18 protein-coding genes are annotated in these 19990 nt (G+C 73.7%); 10 read left to right on the forward strand and 8 right to left on the reverse strand.

Translation table 11 applies throughout. The features are described 5' to 3' along the window. The first annotated feature begins 618 nt into the window (after nt 1-618). Complete coding sequence (locus tag ABT288_RS08165) at nt 619-1596, forward strand: fibronectin type III domain-containing protein (RefSeq protein WP_351603999.1); 978 nt, start codon at nt 619-621, stop codon at nt 1594-1596. A gap of 203 nt (nt 1597-1799) precedes the next feature. Next, the gene (locus tag ABT288_RS08170) at nt 1800-2393 is read left to right on the forward strand and encodes a hypothetical protein (RefSeq protein ID WP_351604001.1); all 594 of its coding nucleotides are present in this window, start codon (nt 1800-1802) and stop codon (nt 2391-2393) included. 21 nt (nt 2394-2414) lie between these two features. On the opposite strand, the gene ABT288_RS08175 is transcribed toward ABT288_RS08170, so the two are convergent. Together ABT288_RS08175 and ABT288_RS08180 are read right to left on the reverse strand one after the other, a co-directional pair. Beyond that, nucleotides 2415-2960 carry a PadR family transcriptional regulator gene (locus tag ABT288_RS08175; protein ID WP_351604003.1) on the reverse strand — a complete coding sequence of 182 codons (546 nt, stop codon included), beginning with the start codon at nt 2958-2960 and terminating at the stop codon, nt 2415-2417. A 34-nt stretch (nt 2961-2994) separates the two neighbouring features. Continuing rightward, on the reverse strand, nt 2995-5010 hold the full coding sequence (locus ABT288_RS08180) for an oxidoreductase (protein WP_351604005.1): 2016 nt from the start codon (nt 5008-5010) through the stop codon (nt 2995-2997). Between the two features lie 162 nt (nt 5011-5172). Between ABT288_RS08180 and ABT288_RS08185 the strand changes: the two genes are divergently transcribed. Further along, nucleotides 5173-5586, forward strand: a complete 414-nt coding sequence (locus ABT288_RS08185) for a tautomerase family protein (protein ID WP_351604007.1) — start codon at nt 5173-5175, stop codon at nt 5584-5586. Nucleotides 5587-5598: 12 nt separating this feature from the next. Here ABT288_RS08185 and ABT288_RS08190 read toward each other — a convergent pair whose 3' ends face one another. Further along, entirely contained in the window at nt 5599-5970 is a 372-nt protein-coding gene (locus ABT288_RS08190) for a hypothetical protein (RefSeq protein ID WP_351604009.1), read from the reverse strand. A 104-nt stretch (nt 5971-6074) separates the two neighbouring features. After that, nucleotides 6075-6956 (reverse strand): hypothetical protein, encoded by an 882-nt coding sequence (locus tag ABT288_RS08195; RefSeq protein WP_351604011.1) that lies wholly within the window; start codon nt 6954-6956, stop codon nt 6075-6077. Between the two features lie 324 nt (nt 6957-7280). Between ABT288_RS08195 and ABT288_RS08200 the strand changes: the two genes are divergently transcribed. Beyond that, nucleotides 7281-9359 carry a SpoIIE family protein phosphatase gene (locus tag ABT288_RS08200; RefSeq protein WP_351604013.1) on the forward strand — a complete coding sequence of 693 codons (2079 nt, stop codon included), beginning with the start codon at nt 7281-7283 and terminating at the stop codon, nt 9357-9359. 12 nt (nt 9360-9371) lie between these two features. Here ABT288_RS08200 and ABT288_RS08205 read toward each other — a convergent pair whose 3' ends face one another. Beyond that, entirely contained in the window at nt 9372-10166 is a 795-nt protein-coding gene (locus ABT288_RS08205) for a putative protein N(5)-glutamine methyltransferase (RefSeq protein ID WP_351604015.1), read from the reverse strand. A 222-nt stretch (nt 10167-10388) separates the two neighbouring features. Here ABT288_RS08205 and ABT288_RS08210 point away from each other — a divergent pair, with 222 nt between their 5' ends. Genes ABT288_RS08210 through ABT288_RS08220 form a run of 3 tightly spaced genes read left to right on the forward strand, consistent with a single transcriptional unit; the run spans nt 10389 to nt 14497 of the window. Further along, the gene (locus ABT288_RS08210) at nt 10389-11975 is read left to right on the forward strand and encodes a hypothetical protein (protein WP_351604017.1); all 1587 of its coding nucleotides are present in this window, start codon (nt 10389-10391) and stop codon (nt 11973-11975) included. Between the two features lie 57 nt (nt 11976-12032). Continuing rightward, entirely contained in the window at nt 12033-13259 is a 1227-nt protein-coding gene (locus ABT288_RS08215; RefSeq protein ID WP_351604019.1) for an AAA family ATPase, read from the forward strand. Next, nucleotides 13256-14497: a vWA domain-containing protein gene (locus tag ABT288_RS08220; RefSeq protein ID WP_351604020.1), complete on the forward strand. Its 1242-nt coding sequence runs from the start codon at nt 13256-13258 to the stop codon at nt 14495-14497. The genes ABT288_RS08215 and ABT288_RS08220 overlap by 4 nt, the downstream gene beginning before the upstream one ends. Nucleotides 14498-14584: 87 nt before the next feature. On the opposite strand, the gene ABT288_RS08225 is transcribed toward ABT288_RS08220, so the two are convergent. Beyond that, nucleotides 14585-15685 carry an ABC-2 transporter permease gene (locus ABT288_RS08225; protein ID WP_351604022.1) on the reverse strand — a complete coding sequence of 367 codons (1101 nt, stop codon included), beginning with the start codon at nt 15683-15685 and terminating at the stop codon, nt 14585-14587. Nucleotides 15686-15811: 126 nt separating this feature from the next. Here ABT288_RS08225 and ABT288_RS08230 point away from each other — a divergent pair, with 126 nt between their 5' ends. After that, complete coding sequence (locus tag ABT288_RS08230) at nt 15812-16210, forward strand: MarR family winged helix-turn-helix transcriptional regulator (RefSeq protein WP_351604177.1); 399 nt, start codon at nt 15812-15814, stop codon at nt 16208-16210. Nucleotides 16211-16232: 22 nt separating this feature from the next. Here ABT288_RS08230 and ABT288_RS08235 read toward each other — a convergent pair whose 3' ends face one another. Both ABT288_RS08235 and ABT288_RS08240 read right to left on the reverse strand, forming a co-directional pair. Further along, entirely contained in the window at nt 16233-16985 is a 753-nt protein-coding gene (locus tag ABT288_RS08235; protein ID WP_351604179.1) for a GNAT family N-acetyltransferase, read from the reverse strand. Nucleotides 16986-16990: 5 nt separating this feature from the next. Then, nucleotides 16991-17914: a quinone oxidoreductase family protein gene (locus tag ABT288_RS08240; RefSeq protein ID WP_351604024.1), complete on the reverse strand. Its 924-nt coding sequence runs from the start codon at nt 17912-17914 to the stop codon at nt 16991-16993. 178 nt (nt 17915-18092) lie between these two features. On the opposite strand from ABT288_RS08240, the gene ABT288_RS08245 reads away from it, so the two are divergent. Both ABT288_RS08245 and ABT288_RS08250 read left to right on the forward strand, forming a co-directional pair. Beyond that, nucleotides 18093-18698: a sulfite oxidase-like oxidoreductase gene (locus ABT288_RS08245; RefSeq protein ID WP_351604026.1), complete on the forward strand. Its 606-nt coding sequence runs from the start codon at nt 18093-18095 to the stop codon at nt 18696-18698. Between the two features lie 382 nt (nt 18699-19080). Continuing rightward, entirely contained in the window at nt 19081-19800 is a 720-nt protein-coding gene (locus ABT288_RS08250) for a ferredoxin reductase (protein WP_351604180.1), read from the forward strand. The last annotated feature ends 190 nt before the right edge of the window (nt 19801-19990 follow it).

Genomic DNA, 19990 nt, shown 5'->3' on the forward strand with positions numbered 1-19990 from the left:
GCGCGGCCGGGGCGAGCAGGGCGACGCCGGCCAGGGCCGGCGTCAGCGTCGGGACACGCACGATGAGGGACCCTCTCGTCGGGGACGGGGCGGACGTCCGGCCGCTGTGCGGCGGACATCCAGCCCACTCTGGTGCGCATCCGCGCTCCCCGGCCGGACGAGCCGCTCCGAAGCGGCCGGATGGAGCAAGCATCTGACGCCCCGTGAGGGACGCCGCACAAGGAACCGCAGGTCGAACGGAGGGACATCGGCCGGGCCACGGCAGGAGCAGCGGTGGCCTTCGACAACAGGGGCCGGGGATCCGGGCCCGAGCCGGTCCGGATCCCCCGGCCGCCCGCGTCGGCGCGGGATCGGCGACGACAGCGTGTCCGCGCCACAGGGCATGAACTCCCCTGTCCTCTTGGGCAGTTCAGCCGCAGGGAGCCTCAGCATACGTAACTCCCCGGCGTGGTCACCAGCGCGGGCCCCCAACGGTCACCCGCGCGGGCTCCGATCGGTCACCCACGCGGCCTCGCGCCGGTCACTCGCGCGGCCCTCTTGCCGAGCCGTACCCGCCGCGCCATATTGGTCCGGACCTTTGCGTGATACCCATGCCGCCGTCCCGGGGGAGGCAGAGCCGTGCGACGCGTTCCATGGCCGCTCGTGCCGCTCTGCGGGGCCCTGCTGCTGGTCACGTCCTGCGGCTGGAGCCAGGCCGACGAAGGCGACGAAGGCCGGGCACCCGGCGCTCCGACCGGGGTCACCGCACAGGCGGGCAGTGCCACCAGCGTGCACGTGATGTGGAACGCGGTGCCGGACACCCCCGGTGTCCGCACCTACGAGGTGTATCGCGGCACCACAAAGGTGGAGGACGTGCCGGGTTCACAGCACATGGTGGACGTCACCAGGCTCAGGCCGTCCACCGTGTATGTCTTCACCGTGCAGGCCCGGGACACCGACGGGCGGCTCGGGCCGCCGAGCCGTGCGGTGCGGGCGCGGACACCGGCCGGGGCGCCGGCGGACCGCTCGGCGCCCACCCGGCCGTCGCATCCCGCCGGGCGGGTGCTCGGCGCCCGGGAGGTCCAGCTGTCCTGGGGCGCGTCCCGGGACGACCGGGGCGTGGCGTCGTACGACGTGTACCAGGGCGGGGCGAAGATCCACAGCGTGGGCGGGGACCAGACCGCGACCGTGGTCACCGGACTGCGCCCCGGCACCGGTTACGTCTTCACCGTGCGGTCCCGCGACGCCGCCGACAACCTCTCCCCCGCGAGCGCCCCGGTCCGCCTCACGACCCCGGGCACCGACGACGGCCGGAACACCGCGCCCACCGGTTTCACCGCGAAGACCCACCGGGCCGGCGGGGCGTACTACATCGACCTGTCCTGGGACCCGCCGCGCCTGGACGGGGTGATCACCGAGTACCAGATTCGGCTCGACGGCACCGCGGCGACGTCGCTGGTGTGGGGCGGCACACCACCGACCGGCCGGTCGCGCTACAGCTTCTACGTCGGCCGGTCCGCCGGCGAGGAACACCGGGTGCGGCTCCGGGCACGGCTGCCGGACGGCACGTGGGGCGGCTGGTCGCCGGAGCGAACGGTGACCACGGCAGCCCCGTAGAGGGCGCGGGACCGGGTCGGCAGACGGCTCCGCCATGTGGGCACCGCCCTGCGCCGGACGTGGGACACGGTCACCTGACCGGCCTCCTTCCAGGTGCGGCCGCCCCCGCGGCCACGTTGGCTGCTGCCCGGGCAGCACGGACGTTTCCCGACCCCCGGCGGCGCATGGGACGTACCGCCGACCGTGCCGCCGGAGGCCAGCCCATGCACACCTCGCGACTCCTCGTCCGCTCCGGTCTGGCCCTGGCGGCCGCCGCGGCGCTCCCCGCCGTCCTCGCCGGGCCGTCCGCCGCGGCCTCGGGCATCTCCGTCAGCACCACGGGGTCCGCCGTCTCGGTGGTCACCAGCGCGTGCTCCGAGATCAACGGCAGCTGGGGCAACGCGGCCCTGCTCACCAGCAAGCAGGCGAACTTCGCCCAGGGCCGGCAGGTGACTCTGGCGGGCACGTCCGTCAGCCAGTCCGCGGCCTGGTCGGGAGTGAGCCCGGGGACGTACACCGTGGTCGTGGTGTGCTCCAGCGGGAGCACCGCGGGCACCCAGTCGGTGACCGTCTCGTCCGGCTCCGGGCCGACGATCTCCTCGACGGCCTCACCGAAGACCTCGACGGCGACCTCGTCGACCTCGTCGACCTCGTCCACGGCCTCGCCGGCGCCCTCCCGGGGTGTGCTGGGCGGCCTGGGCGGTGCGGCCCGGGACTACGGCCCGCTGACGCTGGGCATCGGCGCGGCCCTGGTGGGCACCGGGGTCATCGCCACGGGCTGGTACCTGCGCCGGCGTTCGAAGCCGTACCGGCTCTGACGCACCGTCCGCGAACCCGGCTCAGTCGCCCTCGGGCAGTTCGGCGAACTCGGCCAGCGCGTGGGTGAGCCACTGGGTCCAGAAGGTCTCCAGGTCGATGCCGGCCCGCAGCACGAGATGGCGCAGCCGGTCCTCGGGAGCGTCCCGGTCCGGCGGGAAGTCGCGCTTCTCGATCTCCCGGTACTCGGCCAACTGCCGCCGGTGCAGCTCGAGATGGCGGCGCAGGTCCGCGTCCAGGCCCGCCGTGCCGACCACCGCCGCGGCCCGCAGCCGCAGCAGGAGCGTGTCCCGCAGCGGCTTGGGGTCCTGGGCGGCGGCGGTCCAGCGACCCAGTTCGGCACGGCCCGCGGGCAGGACCTCGTAGCTCTTCTTCTGCCCGCGGGCCGGCGCTTCCGTCGGCAGGGCGCGGATGAGGCCCTCGGCCTCCAGCCTCCCCAGCTCGCGATAGATCTGCTGGTGCGTCGCGGACCAGAAGTAGCCGATCGACTTGTCGAACCGGCGGGTCAGCTCCAGTCCCGACGACGGCTTTTCCAGCAGGGCGGTGAGGATCGCGTGCGGGAGTGACATGGCCTCATCCTAGGGATCGCCCGTACGGGGCGGCCTACAGCGCCGCCGCCAGCTCCGTGCCCTGCTTGATGGCCCGCTTGGCGTCCAGTTCCGCCGCGACGTCCGCGCCGCCGATCAGGTGGACGCTGCGCCCGGCGGCGGCCAGCTCCTCGTACAGGCCGCGGCGCGGCTCCTGGCCGGTGCACAGGACCACCGTGTCGACCTCCAGCACCGTGCTCTCGTCGCCGACCGTGATGTGCAGGCCCGCGTCGTCGATCCGGTCGTAGCGGACGCCCGGGACCATGGTCACGCCGCGGTGCTTGAGCTCGGTGCGGTGGATCCAGCCGGTGGTCTTGCCGAGCCCGGCGCCGACCTTGGTGGTCTTGCGCTGGAGCAGGTGCACCTGGCGGGGCGGGGTGGGCCGCTGCGGCGCGGCGAGGCCGCCCGGCGTCCGGTAGTCCATGTCGACGCCCCAGGCGCGGAAGTAGGTCTCCGGGTCCTCGCTCGCCTTGTCCCCGCCGTCGGTGAGGTACTCGGCGACGTCGAAGCCGATGCCGCCGGCGCCGAGGACGGCGACCCGGTCGCCGACGGTCGCGCCGCCCTGGAGCACGTCGAGGTAGCCGACGACGCGGGGGTGGTCGACGCCGGGGATGTCAGGGATGCGCGGGGTGACACCGGTGGCGACCACGACCTCGTCGTAACCGTCCAGGTCGGCGGCGGTGACCCAGGTGTCCAGGCGCACCTCGACGTCGTGCGCGTCGAGCTGGTGGCGGAAGTAGCGCAGCGTCTCGTCGAACTCCTGCTTGCCGGGGACCCTGCGGGCCACGTTGAGCTGGCCGCCGACCTCGCTCGCCGCGTCGAACAGGGTGACGGCGTGGCCGCGTTCGGCGGCGGAGATCGCGCAGGCGAGTCCGGCCGGACCCGCGCCCACGACCGCGACGCGCTTCTTCAGCCGGGTCGGGGAGAGCACCAGCTCGGTCTCGTGGCAGGCGCGCGGGTTGACCAGGCAGGAGGTGATCTTTCCGCTGAAGGTGTGGTCGAGGCAGGCCTGGTTGCAGCCGATGCAGGTGTTGATGGCCTCGGGCGTCCCGGCGGCGGCCTTGGCGACGAAGTCGGGATCGGCCAGCATCGGGCGGGCCATCGACACCATGTCGGCGTAGCCGCCCGCCAGCAACTCCTCGGCCATTTCGGGGGTGTTGATGCGGTTGGTGGTCACCAGCGGCACGGACACCTCGCCCATGAGCTTCTTCGTGACCCAGGTGTAGGCGCCGCGGGGGACGGAGGTGGCGATGGTGGGGATGCGGGCCTCGTGCCAGCCGATGCCGGTGTTGATGATCGTCGCCCCGGCGGCCTCGACCGCCCTGCCGAGAGCGATCACCTCGTCCAGGGAGGAGCCGCCCGGGACCAGGTCCAGCATGGAGAGGCGGTAGATGACGATGAAGTCCTCGCCGACGGCCTCGCGCACCCGCTTGACGATCTCGACGGGGAAACGCGTCCGGTTCTCGTAGGAGCCGCCCCAGCGGTCGGTGCGCCGGTTGGTCTGCGCGGCGATGAACTCGTTGATGAGGTAGCCCTCGGAGCCCATGATCTCCACGCCGTCGTAGCCGGCCTGCCGGGCGAGGCGGGCCGCGCGGGCGTAGTCGTCGATCGTCCGCTCGATGTCCGCGTCGGTCAGCTCGCGCGGCACGAAGGGGCTGATGGGCGCCTGCAGCGGGCTGGGGGCGACGAGGTCCTGGTGGTAGGCGTACCGCCCGAAGTGCAGGATCTGCATCGCGATCCGGCCGCCCTCGCGGTGCACGGCCTCAGTGATGACCTTGTGCTGCTCGGCCTCCGCCTCGGTGGTGAGCTTCGCGCCGCCCTCGTACGGCCGGCCCTCCTCGTTGGGTGCGATGCCGCCGGTGACGATGAGGCCCACGCCGCCGCGGGCGCGGGCCGCGTAGAACGCCGCCATGCGCTCGAAGCCGCGCTCGGCCTCCTCCAGACCGACGTGCATGGAGCCCATGAGCACGCGGTTGGGCAGGGTGGTGAAGCCCAGGTCGAGCGGGGTCATCAGATGCGGGTAACGGCTCATCGGGCCCTCCGTGCGCGGTGTCGTCGCCTCTTGTTGTAGAGGAAGCCAGAGCCTTTATGCAACTAGTTGCACAACTGGCGGGGGTGACACCGGCCACTCTGTACCTACTAGTATGTACATTCAGGAGGAACGAACCGACGCCCCCCGAGAGGACGTACCACCATGCCCTTCGTCCGCATAGACACGCTCGGCACCGACCCCGCCCGCCTCGACGCGCTCGGCCAGGCCGTCCAGGACGCCCTGGTGCAGACGCTCGGCGTCCCGCCCGACGACCGCTTCCAGGTACTGACCGGCCACGACGGCACCACCAGCACCCTGCGCTACGACGACCACCTGGGCCTGCGCAAGGACGACTCGGTGGTCTTCGTGGCCATCACCATGCGCTCGGGGCGCTCCCCGGAACTGAAGCGCGCGCTCTACCGGCGGATCGCCGAGCTGGTGCACGAGCGCACCGGCACCCCGCCGCGCGATGTCGTCGTCACCGTCACCGAGAACGCGCCCGTCGACTGGTCCTTCGGCGAGGGCGAGGCGCAGTACGCCCCGGCCGACGCGGAGCCGGCCGGGGCGTTGCCGTAGTGCGCGGGAGGGTCAGCGGCTGCGCAGGCGCAGATGCAGGTCCCTCTCCTGGTCGCCGGAGGCCGTGCAGGTCTCCTCGACGGTGAACATCGAGTCCAGGGTGTGCCGGAACCGGTCCACCGCCCAGTAGCCGCCCTGGACGTCCGCCTGGACGGACGCGTCGAGGTGGACCGGCGGGCAGCCCGGCCCCCGGGCGTCCGCGACGTCGTACGTGCCGAGCCACACCATCGGCCGGACCTCGTGGAGCTGCTGAGGGATCTCGTCCGCGCCCCGGTCGGAGGCGAAGCAGGAGCCCAGCGCGTCGAAGACGAGGCGGGCGTCCTCCTTGGAACCGCTGATCTCCACCGTGACGGTTTCCGGGTGCGACCGCTCCGTATGTGCCATTGATCGCTCCTTTCGTGCCGCGCCGCGGTGGAAGGGAGTACCCCGTCGAACCGCGTCCATCCCCAGGAAAGCACCACCGGCCGCCCGGCACACCCCAGGTGCGGTCAGCCGCGGGAGAACTTGTACGTCTTGCTGTCCGTCAGGATGCAGAAGCCCGGAGACATCACGATCACGCGCAGGATGCCGGTGCGGCGGTCGTAGTCGATGCCCTCGACCTCGAACGTTCCGGAGCAGGCACTGCGCAGCGGCAGCTGGCGCAGGGCGGTGACATGGCCGCTGACGTCTCCCGAGCCGCTGGGCGGGGCCGACAGGTCGATCTGGAGCAGCGGCTTGGTCATGCCGAAGAGGCTGCCGTCGGGGTCGTCGGAGGAGCACAGCAGGGTGGTGGGGCCGGAGAAGTCGCAGCCCTGGACGTCACGGACGGCGTGGTCCAGGTTGACGTTCGAGACCTGCGGCAGGTTCGCCGAGGGCGAGGTGGAGGGGTTGACGCCGGGGGTCGGGAAGACCAGCAGGCGGTTCATGGTCCCCCACTCGCCCGAGAGCATCCACTGGCCGTCGGGCGAGATCGCGTCCCAGGAGTTGTTCAGGGCCTCGCCGGGGCTCAGCGTGTGGACGTACTCCGACCAGGTGCCGTCGGGCGCCTGCACGCGGTACATCTTCGAGTTGCCGGAGTCCTGCTGGTAGGGCTCGATGTAGTAGCCGTTGTACGAGGCGTCGGGGTCGCCGACGTGGTTCCAGCCCCGGCTGGAGACACTGAGGGGAATGGTGCCGATACCGGTGTACCGGTTGGGGCTGTTCGCGGGGACCTCGACGGAGGTCAGTCCCTGGCTCTCGTCCAGCGGCCGGGCGCGGTCGGAGCCGGTCTCGGTCCAGGTGTCGGCCGCGGAGGCGGACACGGGCGCGGTGAGGGACACGACGGCGGCGGTGGCGAGGGTGACGAGTCCGGCGAGAACTACGTGACAACGTTGCCGGGCGGACGCGGGCATGGCCGACTCCTCGGACGGGATGGGGGCACAAGGCGGGCGGGCGGGAACACTCGGTCGGCGGACAGTCTGGCGTGGCGCGTTAGTCATGTACAGGCCAATGCAGCAACATGAGCGTGAACTCTCCCGGTCCGCCCAGGGGACGTGCAGGATGTCCGGGCAAGCGGTCGGGTCCCGGCGTGACGGCTTCGGCGGACGTGCACCGCTGTGGTGAGAGATGGTGGTGGTAACCGGCGACGGCGTCGGAGAGTCGGGTGTGAACGCGGTGGATCAAGGGGAGTCGGCACGGGGGACGTGCCGTGCGGACGGGCGAAGGCGGTGCATGGCATGAGTGCAGCCGGGGCTCCGGTGACGGCGGGTGGCGAGCCCGTGCGCGGGCCCGTGCGGCCGGGCGGCCTGCTCGACGTGCTGGGCGTGGCGTCGGTGGTGCTGGACACCACCGGCCGGATCGTGCTGTGGAGCCCGCAGGCGGAGGAGCTGTTCGGATACGGCGCGCAGGAGGCCCTCGGCCAGTACGCCGCCCGGCTCATGGTCGACGAGCGGCACTTCGAGCTGGTCGGCAAGCTCTTCGCCGATGTGATGCGCACCGGGCAGAGCTGGGCCGGCGGCTTCCCGATCCGGCACAAGGACGGCAGCACCCGTCTGGTGGAGTTCCGCAACATGCGGCTGCTGGACGACCGCGGTGACGTGTACGCGCTCGGGCTCTGCGCCGACCAGTCGACCGTACGGCGGCTGGAGCAGGACGTGGCGCTGTCCGAGCGGATGGTGAAGCAGTCGCCGATCGGCTACGCCGTCCTGGACACCCAGCTGCGGTACGTCTCGGTCAACCCCGCCCTGGAGAAGATCAACGGGGTGCCGGCCGGTGAGACCGTGGGGCACACCATGCGCGAGGTGCTGCCCATGCTGGACTCCGCGCCCGTGGAGGCCGACGCCCGGCGGGTGCTGGAGACCGGCGAGCCCGTGATCGACAACACGCTGGTCGGCCGCACCCCCGCCGACCCGGACCAGGACCACACCTGGGCGCACTCGATGTACCGGCTCGAGGACGCCATGGGCAACGTGCTCGGTGTGGCGATCTCGGTGGCCGACATCACCGAGCAGCACCGGGCCTCCCTGGAGGCGGAGGCCGCCCGGCGCCGGCTCGCGGTCATCGCCGACGCCTCCGCCCGGATCGGTACGACGCTCGACCTGGACCGCACCGCCTGCGAGCTGGCCGAGGTCGCCGTACCGGAACTCGCCGACGTGGCCGCCGTGGACCTGCTGGACTCGGTGGTGGACGGCCGGCCCAGCACGCTCGGCCCGTCGGAGTCCGCGGTGATCCGGGCTCTCGCGGTGCGCCCGCAGGACGGCTCGGACGCGGTACGGGCCGCCGACCCGCCCGGCCGGATCGCGACGTACGGGCCCGACCGGCTGATCACCGAGTGCGTACGCTCGGCCGAGGCGGTGCTGGTGCCGCAGGTGAAGGACGAGGACCTGCCGCGCATCGCCCGCTCCCCCGAGGCGGCCGAGGTGCTGGGCCGGGCGGGCCTGCACTCGTATCTCGCGGTACCGCTGATCGCGCGCGGCGAGGTGCTCGGCGCCCTGGACCTCAAGCGCACCCGCAATCCGGCGCCGTTCGACGAGGACGACGTCCTGCTGGCCCGGGAGCTGGCCGCCCGCGCGGCCGTGCAGATCGACAACGCGCGCTGGTACCAGAACGCCCGCAACACCGCCCTCACCCTGCAGCGCAGTCTGCTGCCCAGCCGTCCGCCGGTGACGACCGGCCTGGAGGTGGCCTCCCGCTACCAGCCCGCCGGGGCCACCAGCGAGGTGGGCGGCGACTGGTTCGACGTCATCCCGCTGGAGGGCGGCAAGACCGCGCTCGTGGTGGGCGATGTGATGGGCAGCGGACTCAGCGCGGCCGCGACCATGGGCCGGCTGCGCACGGCGACCACCACGCTGGCCGCCCTGGGCCTCGACCCGGCGCTGCTGCTGGAGCACCTGGACAAGACGACGTCGGCCCTGGACCACTCCATTGCGACCTGCATGTACGCCGTGCACGATCCGCATCTGCGGCAGTGCCGGATCGCCAACGCCGGCCATCTGCCGCCGGCCCATCTGCGCCCGGGCCGGCCGCCGGAACTGCTCGACCTGCCGACCGGGGTGCCGCTGGGCGTGGGCGGGATCGCCTTCTCCACCGTGACCGTGGACTTCGAGCCCGGCGACGAGCTGGTGTTCTACACCGACGGGCTGGTGGAGACCCGCCGCCACTCCCTGGACGAACGCCTGGACTTCCTGCTGTCCCTGCTCGACGACCCGGCCCGCCCCCTGGAGGAGACCTGCGACTTCCTTCTGCGGACCCTGCACCACCCCGACAACCACGACGACGTCGCCCTGCTCATCGCCCGGGCGCAGGAACTGCCGTAGCGGGGAGGGGAGTCAGGGCCGTACGCCGATCACCACGTGCGCGGACAGCTCCTCCGACACCGCCAGACGGGCCGTCAGTCCCGCGTCCGCGAAGGCCCGTACGGCGGCCGGTGCCTGGCGTTCGCTGGTCTCGGTCAGCAGGCAGCCGCCCGGTGCGAGCCACTCGGGTGCCCCGGCGGCCACCCGGCGCAGCACGCCCAGGCCGTCGGTGCCGCCGTCCAGGGCGACGCGCGGTTCGTGGTCGCGGGCCTCGGCCGGGAGCAGGGGCAGTTCGTCGGTGGGGACGTACGGCACGTTGGCGGCGAGGATGCCGACACGGCCGCGCAGTGCGGCGGGCAGGGCGTCGTAGAGGTCGCCCTGGTGGGCCCGGCCGTCGAAGGGGGCGAGGTTGCGCAGGGCACAGCGTACGGCGGCCGGGTCGATGTCGGCGGCGTGCACCTCGGCCGGGTCGAGGGCGGCGGCGAGGGCCGCGCCGAGGGCGCCGGAGCCACAGCACAGGTCCACGACGACGCGCGCCCGCGGCGCCTGGGCCAGCGCCTGGTCGACCAGGAACTCGGTACGGCGGCGGGGGACGAACACCCCTGGTTCCACCGTGACGCGCACTCCGTGGAACTCGGCCCAGCCCAGGATGTGTTCGAGCGGGTGCCCGGCGGCGCGCCGTTCCACCATGGAGGCCGCCTCCCCGGGCGTGCTGGCGGTGGCGAGGATCAACTTCGCCTCGTCCTCGGCGAAGACACACCCGGCGGCGCGCAGGGCGGAGACGAGAGCGGCGGGGGAAGAGGAGGACAGGGAACCAGGAGAGGACATGGGGGCCGAAAGCCTTTCGGAGCGCGGGGCTTCAGGGCGCTCTCGCGGTCACCGCTGCCGGTGCACCGTCCGCGACCGGACGCCCACACTACCCCACAGGGGGACGCCGGTTCCGGGCGGGAAAAACGCCTCGCGCGGTGCCGGGCGGGCGGGTACGCTCGCCCCGATGACGACTCACGCCTCGCAGAGATTGGGGGTCCCGTCCGCGCAAGGTGAGCGCTGATGCTCCCTTCCACCGCGTACGGGGATTCCCGGCTTTCCATGTGGCTGCGCGTACGGACGTACGCCGTGCCACCGTCCATGATCGAGCTCGCCACCGGCCGCCGCGCCGCCGGGGACTGGGCCGGTGCCTGCGCCGCCGCCCGGATCGACGTCGACCTCGATCTGCGTTCCGTCGCCCGCGCCCACGGCGGGGAGATCGCGGCCCGGATCCGCGCCGACCTGCGCCGTCTCGCCCCGGACCTGCTGCGCTGGCACATGCCGAGGATCGCGCCCGACGGGCTGCTGCGCCCCGGCCTGACCCTGACGCTGGCCCGGTACGAGCGGCTCGGCCGGGCCGGACCGCTGCACCTGGTGGCCCGTACCCCACCCGCCTGGGCGGACGCCGGCCAGCGGATCAGCCTCGCCCTGTTCGATCCGGCCGACGCGCCCGCCGGCCGCCATCCCCATCCTCGCCCCCACCGCCGCTACCGGCTCGATCTGCACCGGCACCTGTGGGACGCGAGCAGGGCCGGCGAGCTCCACGACCGGTCGGGCGCCGGCGGTCCCGCGCCGCCGGAGCACGATCCGCTGGGTCTCGTCCCGCCGGGACATGGCTGTGCCGTCGGCCGGTGGGCGGCCGAGGCGGGCATCCTGCTGCGCGCCGACGGACACACCGGCTCAGCCTTCGCCGTACGGCTCGGGGGCGGCCGCCGGTTGCTCCTGGCGGTGGCGGCGAACGGGGGCGGCACGCCGGAGCCGATCGAGAACCGGTGCGGAGCCCACCCGCCTGACGGGACCCCGGCCCCGGCCAGGACGCGGCACCATGGCCGACCGCACCACGTCGCCGACGGGCGCAACGCGCCGGATCCGGCCGAATACCCACGCGCGGCGCGGCCGACCGACGGGACGCCAGGCCCGGCCCGGCTCTCACACCGGGTCGCGAACCCTGATGGTGCGCCGCACCTGCGGATCGTCGACGAGTTGCCGCCGGGCGGTCTCTCCGCCGTACCGGTGCTGCCCGAGGCGGCGACCTGGGTGGCGCCGGATCTGGAGTTGCTGCGTGCCGGACTGATCGGCGCGGACCGGCTGCATCCGCTGGTCGCCGCCGCGCTGCTGCCCGGCCCCAGGGCGCCCGGTACGCTCCGCGACCCGGATCCGGTGGAGCGGGCGCGTCAGGTGGAGTGCCGGGGAGCCACGCACCGGATCGGCCTGGTCGACGGTGTCCTGGTACCGCTGGACCACGATCCGGACGAGATCCGGCGCGAGGAGCTGCTGGCCGGGCTCGGCGGACCACCACTGCCCTGTCTGCGGGTCATCGACGAGGCGCACCGGCGTCCCGACTGCCTGGCCGGTGTGCGGGAACGGCTGGACCACGGTGACACCGAAGGCGCCCTGGCCGTGGTCGAAGGGCTGCTGGGCCCCGGCGCGGTGCTGCGCGAGGGGCCGCTGCGGGACGAGCTCACGGCGGCCGCCGAACGGCGCATCGCCTACGGGCTGTACCGGGCCGGTCTGACCGGCCCCGGCGGCACCTCCAGCGGCCCGAGCCGCCGCACTCTCCGAGGCCGCCGCCCCACCCGACGGCAGTCCCGCCCCGTCACTTTCTTCTGAACCTCCCTCTGAACTTCCTTTCTCTTCCGCCCACTTCACACCCACAGGTGATCCCACGTGACTGCTGCCACCGCTCCTGCCTCCCTCGTCCCCCAACTCGACGTCGCCGACGCCCTGTTGGACCTGCTCCGCGACACGACCACCGAACCCCGCTCCGACGTCCGGCTGGAGGCGCTGACCCTGGCCGTGGCCGCCGACCTTCCGGTGCTGCTGTGGGGCGAGCCGGGCATCGGCAAGACGGCGGCGCTGACCCAGCTCGCCGGTGCCCTGGACCTGCCGTTGACCACCGTGATCGCGAGCGTCCACGAACCGTCCGACTTCTCCGGCCTGCCCGTCCTGGGAGACGATCCGGCGGTGCAGGGCGTCCCGATGGCCCCGCCGGACTGGGCGGTGCGGCTCGTGCGGGCCGGGCGGGGCCTGCTGTTCCTGGACGAGCTGTCCACCGCTCCCCCGGCGGTGCAGGCGGCCCTGCTGCGGCTGGTGCTGGAGCGGCGGATCGGCGCGCTGCGCCTGCCGCCCGGGGTGCGGATCGTGGCCGCCGCCAACCCGCGCTCCTCGGCGGCCGACGGCTGGGAGCTGAGCCCGCCGCTGGCCAACCGGTTCGTGCATCTGCAGTGGGCCCACGACCACGACGTGGTCGTACGGGGCCTCGGCGGGACCTGGCCGCATGCGACTTTGCCCCGGCTCGATGCGGGGCGGCTGCCCGAGGCCGTGGCCTTCGCCCGGCGCGCGGTGTGCGAGTTCCTCGTCGCGCGGCCGGGGCTGGTGCACCGGCTGCCGAGCGGGGAGAGCCGGCGGGGCGGGGCGTGGCCGTCGCCCCGGAGCTGGGAGGCGACCCTGCGGCTGATCGCGTTCGCGACCGCCGCGGGATCGGCGCGGGACGTGCTGTCGCTGCTGGTCCGGGGCACCGTGGGGGACGGTCCCGGGCTCGAGCTGCTGGCGAGCCTGGACCGGATGGACCTGCCCGACCCCGAGACGCTGCTCGCCGACCCGGCGGGTGCCGAACTGCCCGAGCGCGGGGATCTGCGGCAGGCCGTGCTCGACGGGGTGGTGGCCGCGGTCCGGGGGCGCCCGGAGCGGGCGCGCTGGGACGCGGCCTGGGCGGTGCTGGTGCGGGCGATGGAGACCGGGGCGCCGGACGTGGTGGTCGTGCCGGCGACCACGCTGGCCTCCCTGCGCCGGGACGACTGGGACGTACCGGCGGCGGTCGAGCGGCTCGCCGGGGTGGTGTCGCTGTCCCGGCGGGCCGACCAGGCCGCCCGGGTCGCCGGGGCACGCCGATGACGGCGGACACGCCCGGCACGCTGGACCTCGGCAAGCTGTTGGCCGCGCGGCTGCACGCGGCCCGCGTCCGGCCGTACCTGGCGACGGCCCTGTTCGCGCTGCGGCCGGTGGAGTCGCGGGAGGTTCCGACGATGGGGGTGGACCGGTACTGGCGGTGCTATGTCTCCCCGGCGTTCGTGGACCGCACACCGCTGGAGGAGCTGGCGGCGGTGTGGGTGCACGAGGTGGCGCATCTGCTGCGCGACCATCACGGGCGCAGCGAGCGGTACGCCCGCGAGCACCAGCTGTCCGGGCCCGCGGAACGGCTGCGGATGAACATCGCCGCGGACTGCGAGATCAACGACGATGTGTACGGCGACGGGCTGGTGGAGCCCGAAGGCGCCGTGACACCGGGGAGGTTGGGGCTGCGGCCGGGTGAGCTGATGGAGGACTACCTGCGGCATTTCCGGCTCGGGCCGCGGCTCGAGCGGCTGGCCTGGCTGGACTGCGGCAGCGGCGCCGACGGGCTGGACAGGGCGTGGGAGCTGGGGCCGGACGGTGCGCACGGGCTGAGCGAGCAGGAGCGGGACGCGGTGCGGTTCCGGGTGGCGCAGGGCATCAAGGGCAGCCCGGGCGACGCACCGCAAAGCTGGCGGCGGTGGGCGGAGGAGGTGTTCCATCCGCCGCAGCCATGGCGTCAGTTGCTGGGCTCGGCGCTGCGGTCGGCGGTCTCCGCGCCGGGTGCGGGCGAGGACTACAGCTACGGCCGTCCGGCGCGGCGGTCGGCCGGGCTGCCCGGTGTCGTCCTGCCGAGTCTGCTGCGACGGCCGCCCCGGGTGTGCGTCGTCATCGACACCTCGGGGTCGGTCAGCGACGCCGAACTGGGCAGCGCGCTGCTGGAGGTGGCCGCGATCTGCCGGGCCCTGGGCGGCCGGCGGGACCTGGTCTCCGTGCTGTCCTGCGATGCCGCGGCCCGGACCGTGCAGCCGCTGTGCCGGACGGAGGGCATCGAGCTGGTGGGCGGCGGCGGGACGGATCTGCGCACCGGGTTCGCCCGCGCGCTGAGGACACGGCCCGACGCGGTGGTGGTCCTGACCGACGGTCAGACGCCGTGGCCGGACGAGCGGCCGTCGTGCCGGACGGTGGTGGGGCTGTTCTCCCGGGCCGGTGGGTCGTACGACGAGGACGATCCCGACTACCTGCCGGACACGCCGCCGGCGTGGGCGCGGGTGGTGACGATCGGGTCGGCGGCGGGATGACACGGCGGGCAGGGGCCCGTCCGACGACGTGCCGGCTGGGAGCCCCGCCCGTCACCGGGCGCGCTCCCTGTCCCCGACGTCATCGGGTCAGACGCCGACCGTCTCCTCGATCTCCTCCTCGGCCTTTTCCTCGGCAGTCCGCGCCGCCTCCCGCCGGGCCGGCAGCACGGCGGGCGTGGCGGTCACCTCGGTCGCGGTCGCGGCGCCGGTGTGGCCGGCCGCGTGCCGGGCCCGGCGGGGCCGCTCGTACAGGGCGGCGATCCCGGTCACGACCAGGCCCACCAGCAGCCAGATGGCGAGGGTCCACACGTTGCGCGCAAGACCGTCCTCGCCGAAGTACAGCAGGCTGCGGACGCCCTCGACGAAGCCGGCGCCGTTCCAGAAGGCGTGCAGCGTGCCGAAGAAGCCGTTTTGCAGCTCGGGCCGGAACAACCCGCCGGAGCTGGTGAAGTTCAGCATCACGAACAGCACCATCATGGTGAGCGTGGTCCACCGCTTCAGGAAGGTGTGCAGGCCGACGCCGACGAAGAGGATGCCGGCCGAGTACAGCCAGGCCAGGCCCCACACGCCCGCGAGGTCGTGGTGGGCGAGGTGGAACACCGGTCCGGCGAGCAGTGCGCCGATGCCGCTGACCACGGCGGAGACACCGAGCGCCAGCAGCGCCCGTACCCGCATCGCGAGGGCGGCGCCCGCGGCACCGAGGGCGGCGACCGAGGCGTAGGAGCCGATGCTGAGGGCGATCAGCAGGAAGAACAGGCCCTGCCCCGTGGGGTCGTCGGCGACCGGCTCGGCCACGTCGGTGACCTTCAGCGGCACGCCCTCCTTGGCCGCGACCGGCGTGAAGACCTTCTCGACCGCTGTCGCGCCCATGTCGGAGGCGGCGCTCGCCACCAGCAGCTCGGGGGCCTTGGCGCTCGGCACGTAGGCGCCGGTCACCTCGCGGGACTTCAGCAGGTCGACGGCGTCGGCGCGGCTCGCGACCGTGCGGACGTCGAGCCTGTCCCCGGCGGTGTCCTTGACCGTCTGGGCGAACACCTTCGCCCGCGGGGCGCTGCCGACCACGGCGACCGGCAGGTGGTGCGGCTCCGGGGTCACGAAGGCCCCCATGTACGCGAGCCCCATGCCCAGGCACATCAGCAGCGGGGTGATCAGGTGCGTGAGCACATGGCGCAGTGCGGGTGACCTCATCGCGCGCGACCTCCAAGTAGTTGGCTTATACAACTCTCACATCAAGTTGTACTATACAACTAGAACGCCGGAGGAGGTATTCCCGTGAGCACAGCGGAGTCGGCCGTCGAGACGATCCAGCGCGAGATGACCATCTTCGCCCGCCGGGCCCGCGCCTCGGCGGGCCGTATGCATCCCGAGCTGTCCCTGGTGTCGTACACCCTCCTCGGCCATCTGGAGGAGCAGGACGGCTGCCGGGCGACGGACCTGGCCGCCCACTACGCCCTGGACAAGTCCACCGTCAGCCGCCAGGTGGCCGCGCTGGAGCGGACCGGGCTGATCGAGCGCCGCCTGGACCCGAAGGACCACCGGGTCCAGGTGCTCCATCTGACGGAGGCCGGCCGGGAGATCCTCGCCCAGGTCACCCGCAGCCGCCGGGCCGCGTTCCGCGAGCGGCTCGCCGACTGGCCGGAGGAGGACCTGGTGCGCTTCGCGGCCTACCTGGAGCGCTACAACGCGGGCCCGGGCGCGGCCGGGGCCGACTGAGCCCTCCGCGGTCCGGCGGCGCTCATGCCACCGGAACCGCGGCCCGCTCGCCGGCCGGCCGCTGCGGGGCGCGCGCCGCGAGGAAGGCCGTACGGCGGCGCAGCCGGAAGCCCAGCGACTCGTACAGCCGGATCGCGCCCGTGTTCCGCGCGCTCGTGTGCAGGAACGGCGTCTCGCCGCGCTCACGGATGCCGTGCGCGACCGCGAGGATCAGCCGGGTGGCGAGGCCCTCGCCGCGGAAGGCGGGGTCGGTGCACACCGCGCTGATCTCGGTCCAGCCCGGCGGGTGCAGCCGCTCCCCCGCCATGGCGACCAGCGCGCCGCCGCGGCGGATGCCGAGGTAGGTGCCGAGCGCGACGGTGCGCGGCAGGAACGGCCCCGGCCGGGTCCGCGCCACGAGGTCGAGCATCTCGGGTACGTCCGCCGGGCCGAGGCGGACCGCCTCCGCGTCCGGCGCGGCGGCGAGACCGGCGTCCACGAGTTGCACGCCGTCGACCCAGAAGGTGACCTCCCAGTCGTCCGGCACCTCGCTGTGATAGCCCGACAGCGGGATCTCCGCGCCGGGGCCGGCCAGCGCGGCCAGGTCCGCCCAGTCCCTCGCGTCCGGTTCGCCGGGCAGTGCCAGCCAGGGAGAGACGTCGACCGGGTAGCGCAGCACGCGGCCGCGCCGCTCGGCGAAGTGGGCGTGCGGACCGGTCAGGGAGGCGAGGGCGGGGTTGTCGAGGACGTGCGGGGCGCCGGCGGCGGGCCCGTCACCGACACCCGCTCCGGCTATGAGACTCACGCGCCCACCTCGATCACGATCTTGCCGAGGGCGTGCCCGTCCTCCACGGTGCGCAGCGCCCGGCCGGCCTGCTCCAGTGGGAAGGTGCGGGTGATGTGCGGCTTCAGGGCGCCGCGTACGGCGAGGTCGGCCACCGCCTCGAGGACGGCGGCGGTGCGGACCCGCTGGACGGGGGCGCCGCCGAGCGCGGTCACGGCCTCCTTCGGCGAACCCGCGGTGACCAGCTTGCCGCGGTCCTTCAGCACGTCGGCGACCGCGGTGAGCACCGGGTCGCCCACCAGGTCGTACACCCCGTCGATCCCGTCCGGCGCGGCGGCCCGCACCCGCTCGGCCAGATCGGGCCCGGAGGAGACGTGCACGGCGCCCAGCGACTCCACGAACTCCCTCTTGCTCTCGCTCGCCACGCCCACGACCCGCAGTCCGAAGGAGTGGGCGATCTGTACGGCCGCGCTGCCGACGCCGCCGCCCGCGCCCGTGACGAGCAGCGTCGAGCCACCGGGCAGGGCGAGCTGGCGGACGCCGTCGTAGGCGGTGGCGGCGGCGACCGGGAGGGTGGCGGCGTCACGGAAGGACAGCGCGGCGGGCTTGTGGGCGGTCATGTCGGCGGCGAGCAGGGCGTACTCGGCGTAGGCGCCCTGGGCGGCGCTGCCGAACACCTCGTCGCCCGCGGCGAAGCCGGTGACCCCGGGGCCGGCCTCCTCGACGACACCGGCGGCCTCGCTGCCGAAGACCGCCGGAAAGACACGCTCGCTCTCGCCTGGGCGGCGGAAGCCCTGGCGCAGCTTCCAGTCGACGGGGTTGACGCCCGCCGCGCGGACCGCGACCAGGATCTCGCCGGGGCCCGGGCGGGGGCGGTCGAGGTCGGTCAGCGCCTCGGTCTCCGGTCCTCCGTGCCGCGTGTAGACGTACGCCTTGGGCATGCTCTTCCCTCGCTTCTCTCGCGCTGTCACCGGTCTACCGGTGCCGGCATCGAGCGCAAAGGAGAAGCGCCGCAGAGCTATTCCCCTGGTCCGAAAACGTTCATACGGCCGCAATCATCCGGCGTGAGGAGCGGAGACCGGGGATGGAGCACGCGGAACGACCCCGTACCGTTGAAGGATGAACGTCACGCGAGGCTTCACGGGCCGCCCCCGCGTCCACAACCCGGGGCTGCCGCCCGGACAGTACGACGCGGGCGAGGACTGGCCCGTCCTGTCCGCCGAGGTCACCCCCGACCTCACGCCGGCCGACTGGTCCTTCCGGATCGACGGCCTGGTCGAACGGCCGCACACCTGGGACTGGGACGAGGCGCACGCGCTGCCGGCATCGGCGTACGACGGCGACATCCACTGTGTGACCGGCTGGTCGAAGTTCGGCGTACGGTTCGGCGGAGTCTCCCTCGACGCGTTCTTCCATGTGGTCCGGCCCCATGTGTCCGCCACCCATGTGGTCGCCCGCTCCCACACCGGCTACACCACCAGTCTTCCGCTCGCCGACGTCACCGGCGGACGGGCCTGGATCGTCTGGGAGTACGACGGCACGCCACTGCCCGCCGAGCACGGTGGCCCGGCCCGGCTGCTGGTGCCCCACCTGTACTTCTGGAAGAGCGCCAAGTGGATCGCCGGGCTCACGCTCCTCGACCACGACGAGCCGGGCTTCTGGGAGGGCAACGGCTACCACGAACGCGGCAACCCCTGGGAGGAGCAGCGGTACTCCGGTGACTGACACAGTGACGACGAACCCGGGCCCCCACGCCGCCCACCCGGAACCGGGACCTCCGTCCGCGCCCCGGGACCCGGCCCCCGGCACCGCGAACCCGGAGCCGACGACTCCCCTCCCGGACACGGCCGCCGGCACCACGGCACCGGAAGCAGGCGCTCGGGCACCGCAGGCGTCCGCGCTCGCCGCGGCCCCGGGACCGGCCGCCGGGACTGTACCCGGGAACCGGAACACGAACATTCCGGCCCCGGCAGCAGCCGCTCCCCCACCGAACGAGCCCGCCCCCACCAAGGCCCCCGCCCCGGATGCGGGCACGCCCACCACGGCCCCGGACCCGGCCGTCCCCGCCGCGCCCCCCAGGGCCGGCGTTCGTGTCCCGCGTTTCGCCGTGCCCGGGCGGATCGCGGTGAGTGAGCAGGTGGCGGCGGTGTGGCAGATCGCCACCGTGGCGGAGGTCAGGCGGGAAACGCCGCGCGCGGCCACGTTCCGGCTGGCGGTGCCGGGCTGGGCGGGGCATCTGCCCGGGCAGCACCTGATGCTGCGTCTGACCGCGCCGGACGGTTATGTGGCCCAGCGCCACTACTCGATCGCGTCGGCGCCGGACGACTCCGGGCACATCGAGCTGACTCTGGACCAGGTGCCGGACGGCGAGGTCTCCGGCTGGTTCCACACGGTCGCCCGCCCCGGTGACACGGTCGAGGTGCGCGGACCGCTGAGCGGTTTCTTCGCCTGGCCGGGCGACCGGCCCGCGCTGCTGGTCGGCGCCGGCTCCGGGATCGTCCCGCTGATGTCGATGGTGCGGCACCACCGCAGGCGCGGTCTCACCGTGCCGCTGCGCATGCTGGTGTCCGCGCGCAGCCCCGAGGAGCTGATCTACGCGGCCGAGCTGGGCGCGGAGACGACGCCGGTGTTCACTCGCAGTGCCCCACAGGGTGAGCCCGTGGGACGTATGGCGGCCGCACATGTGGCGCCGCTCCTGGCCGAGCGGCCTCCCGGTGGGTGGGAGGCCTATGTGTGCGGATCCAACGGGTTCGCCGAGCACGCGTCCCGGCTGCTGGTCGCGGCGGGCCAGCCGGTGGACCGGATCCGGATCGAGCGTTTCGGCTGACCGTCCGGGTCGCGCGCCGGGGCCGTACGCGCGGTCCTGGGGCGCGTGGCTCATTCCGTGCTCCAGGTGGGCTCGAAGTCGCGGCTCGCGGCGTGAGCGAGGTGCTCCGTACGGGGTACGAAACGGGTGTGGACGCTCGTGTGCGTGAGCGGCGGGGGTGACGGGCCGTCTGGACCGGCTCGTCGGCTCT

The sequence above is a fragment of the Streptomyces sp. NPDC001093 genome, from assembly GCF_040298985.1.
Lineage (GTDB): Bacteria > Actinomycetota > Actinomycetes > Streptomycetales > Streptomycetaceae > Streptomyces.

Excerpts from the sequence above, each read along its gene's own strand:
- ABT288_RS08170 (WP_351604001.1), top strand. The coding sequence starts at position 1,800 with ATGCACACCTCGCGACTCCTCGTCCGCTCCGGTCTGGCCCTGGCGGCC.
- ABT288_RS08175 (WP_351604003.1), bottom strand. The coding sequence starts at position 2,960 with ATGTCACTCCCGCACGCGATCCTCACCGCCCTGCTGGAAAAGCCGTCG.
- ABT288_RS08180 (WP_351604005.1), bottom strand. The coding sequence starts at position 5,010 with ATGAGCCGTTACCCGCATCTGATGACCCCGCTCGACCTGGGCTTCACC.
- ABT288_RS08185 (WP_351604007.1), top strand. The coding sequence starts at position 5,173 with ATGCCCTTCGTCCGCATAGACACGCTCGGCACCGACCCCGCCCGCCTC.
- ABT288_RS08190 (WP_351604009.1), bottom strand. The coding sequence starts at position 5,970 with ATGGCACATACGGAGCGGTCGCACCCGGAAACCGTCACGGTGGAGATC.
- ABT288_RS08195 (WP_351604011.1), bottom strand. The coding sequence starts at position 6,956 with ATGCCCGCGTCCGCCCGGCAACGTTGTCACGTAGTTCTCGCCGGACTC.
- ABT288_RS08200 (WP_351604013.1), top strand. The coding sequence starts at position 7,281 with ATGAGTGCAGCCGGGGCTCCGGTGACGGCGGGTGGCGAGCCCGTGCGC.
- ABT288_RS08205 (WP_351604015.1), bottom strand. The coding sequence starts at position 10,166 with ATGTCCTCTCCTGGTTCCCTGTCCTCCTCTTCCCCCGCCGCTCTCGTC.
- ABT288_RS08210 (WP_351604017.1), top strand. The coding sequence starts at position 10,389 with ATGCTCCCTTCCACCGCGTACGGGGATTCCCGGCTTTCCATGTGGCTG.
- ABT288_RS08220 (WP_351604020.1), top strand. The coding sequence starts at position 13,256 with ATGACGGCGGACACGCCCGGCACGCTGGACCTCGGCAAGCTGTTGGCC.
- ABT288_RS08225 (WP_351604022.1), bottom strand. The coding sequence starts at position 15,685 with ATGAGGTCACCCGCACTGCGCCATGTGCTCACGCACCTGATCACCCCG.
- ABT288_RS08230 (WP_351604177.1), top strand. The coding sequence starts at position 15,812 with ATGACCATCTTCGCCCGCCGGGCCCGCGCCTCGGCGGGCCGTATGCAT.
- ABT288_RS08240 (WP_351604024.1), bottom strand. The coding sequence starts at position 17,914 with ATGCCCAAGGCGTACGTCTACACGCGGCACGGAGGACCGGAGACCGAG.
- ABT288_RS08245 (WP_351604026.1), top strand. The coding sequence starts at position 18,093 with ATGAACGTCACGCGAGGCTTCACGGGCCGCCCCCGCGTCCACAACCCG.